Genomic DNA, 2302 nt, shown 5'->3' with positions numbered 1-2302 from the left:
CGGCGCAGCAAAATTCCTGACGTCGTTCTCTCCCCCTAATCCTTCGGCGAGGCGACGAAGGATGACAGCCCACGTGGCCGCATCGGAGAAGCTCTGCCTACGTGCGGTCATTTTTGTCCTGTCGCAGCCACACGGCGGCTAACGCTGCCTTCGCGAGGGCGGCCCATCCCAGCGATCCGCAAACGCCCTGTTAGCGCCGGCCATGATATGCCATAGAGAGCTCCCCATCAGGTTTCAATGAGGTATCGCAATGGCCAATCCTTATCATAACCGACCATTCTATACCTTTTGGAAATCCGGCGTCGCCGAGCAGACGGACGTCGATCCCGTGGTATCGTCTACTCTGTCTCTGTCGAGAGCCGACGCCATAGCGACGGCCGGAAGTTGTTTCGCGCAGCATCTCTCGCGAACGATCATGCGCCAAGGTTTCAATTATCTGGTGACAGAGGCCTATCAGGAACGACCGGGTACGGTCGATGAAAACTACGGCGTATTCCCTGCCAGATTTGGGAACGTCTACACGTCACGGCAACTGCTGCAACTCTTCGATCGGGCATATGGTCTTTTTCGACCGAAAGTCGACTGGTGGCGCGGTCGTCAAGGCGAGATAATCGATCCGTTTCGACCTCGAATTCAGGCCACAGGCTTCCATGACGTCGATTTAATGCGAGCCGACCGCGAATCGCATCTGGCCGCTGTGCGAGAGATGTTCGAATGCTGCAAGGTTTTTATCTTCACGCTCGGATTGACAGAAACTTGGCTTTCGAAGATTGACGGGAGCGCATTTCCACTGGCTCCTGGCGTCGTCGCGACGGAAACACCCGGAGACGAAGCCGAGTTCCACAATCTCAGCGCCGCCGAGGTCATCAAAGACCTCGAGGAGTTCTTGGAAAAATTTTCGCTTGTGAACCCGAGCGCGAATATCATTCTGACGATTTCACCTGTCTCGTTGATCGCAACTTACGAAGATCGCCATGTATTGGTATCTACGATCGCTAGCAAAAGCATTCTTCGCGCCGCTGCTGAGGATATCTGCCGGCGATACCGACAGGTCAGCTATTTTCCTTCCTATGAAATCATCGTCGGACCGCAAAGTGGTGGTCGATTCTACGCGCCTGATCTGCGCGAGGTCGCTCCCGAAGGCGTCGACTATGTGATGTCCATCTTCAGCCGACATTATCTTCTCGACGAAACCGCACACGCAGCGGATTTAGAACCGCGTGCCGGCGGCGAATCCAAGAATGCTTTCGACACGCCAAAGTCGTCGAGCAATGCGCTATCGACGAACCCGATCTCGGAGAGTGATATGAACAGGCTAAAAGACGTTACTGCGATCATTTGCGATGAGGAGGCGATCGTAAAATGAGGCGGATCGCTGTCATCGGAGTATGTCAGGCCTGGGGGATCGGCGATGCGCTCACGTTTCTATCGGAAGATGCAGATGTGATCATTCTGGAGGCGCCGGCCATACAAAACCGTGGCGCCCTACATGCTGCATCCTTGCTTCTAGAGGACAGAGACCTCATCATCACCCAGGGGCTTCCAGACGAGTATGGTCCATTGGCGACCGAAGCTCTGCGAACGCGCTTCCCCAATCTGGTGCAGGTTCCCGTCTTCACATTCACGGGGTTCCACCCAGACTGTATTTATTTGGTTCTGGAAGGAAAGGCATATTCTTCTCCTCTTGGGCCTTATAACTCGGCAATTGTCGCTGCGGCTTTTTCGCTCGGCATGCCGATCGACCGCGTCCCGGGTCTTTTCAATGCTTTCATTTTTCGTAAGGCGGGCTATTTCGACGAGTTCGCGAAAGCGACGGAATATGCTCGGCTCGTGATGAGCCAATTCGATTTCGACATCGAGCCCGATTGGCCTGATTGGCTAGCGCATGCGCCTTTCATGCATACGATCAATCATCCGAAAGCCTTTGCCCTCGCGAGCATCGCCAAGCTCGCCGCGGTAAAGGCAGGCCTGATTCCGAAATCGAAACCCATTCCGACTCTACCCTACGATACCCTGTCGACCAGCGCTGTATGGCCAGTCTATCCGGAACTGGGGCGGCCGATCGGCGTTCAAGGGAGCTACATCTTCAAACAACCCGAGAACTACAAGGAGGAGATGGGTCATGGAGTCATGATGAGCTTGGCTAGATTCATCAGCGGGAGCTATAATTTTTATGGTACCTATCCGCGTGAGGTGTTCGAGCTCGACGCCGTCGTCCGCATGAGGTCGGTCCTCACCGAATGCATCCGATAAACGAGAGTCGCGACGACTAGGAGAGTTTGACGAGCGCCGCGCGCCAATG

Annotated in this window: 2 protein-coding genes; both read left to right on the top strand. The window is 54.9% G+C overall.

The annotated features are described in order from the left end of the window. Positions 1 to 250 precede the first annotated feature (250 nt). The gene (locus A1351_RS04005; RefSeq protein ID WP_083967102.1) at positions 251 to 1366 is read left to right on the top strand and encodes a GSCFA domain-containing protein; all 1116 of its coding nucleotides are present in this window, start codon (positions 251 to 253) and stop codon (positions 1364 to 1366) included. Next, complete coding sequence (locus A1351_RS24370) at positions 1363 to 2253, top strand: WcbI family polysaccharide biosynthesis putative acetyltransferase (RefSeq protein WP_157096085.1); 891 nt, start codon at positions 1363 to 1365, stop codon at positions 2251 to 2253. Before A1351_RS04005 ends, A1351_RS24370 begins: the two co-directional genes overlap by 4 nt. Positions 2254 to 2302: the final 49 nt, after the last annotated feature.

Source organism: Methylosinus sp. R-45379, assembly GCF_001644125.1.
Lineage (GTDB): Bacteria > Pseudomonadota > Alphaproteobacteria > Rhizobiales > Beijerinckiaceae > Methylosinus.
Note: the sequence above shows the minus strand (reverse complement) of the source record. Positions and strands in the feature narration are given on the sequence as shown.

Coding starts and splice junctions, on each gene's coding strand:
- A1351_RS04005 (WP_083967102.1), top strand. CDS start 251: ATGGCCAATCCTTATCATAACCGACCATTCTATACCTTTTGGAAATCC.
- A1351_RS24370 (WP_157096085.1), top strand. CDS start 1,363: ATGAGGCGGATCGCTGTCATCGGAGTATGTCAGGCCTGGGGGATCGGC.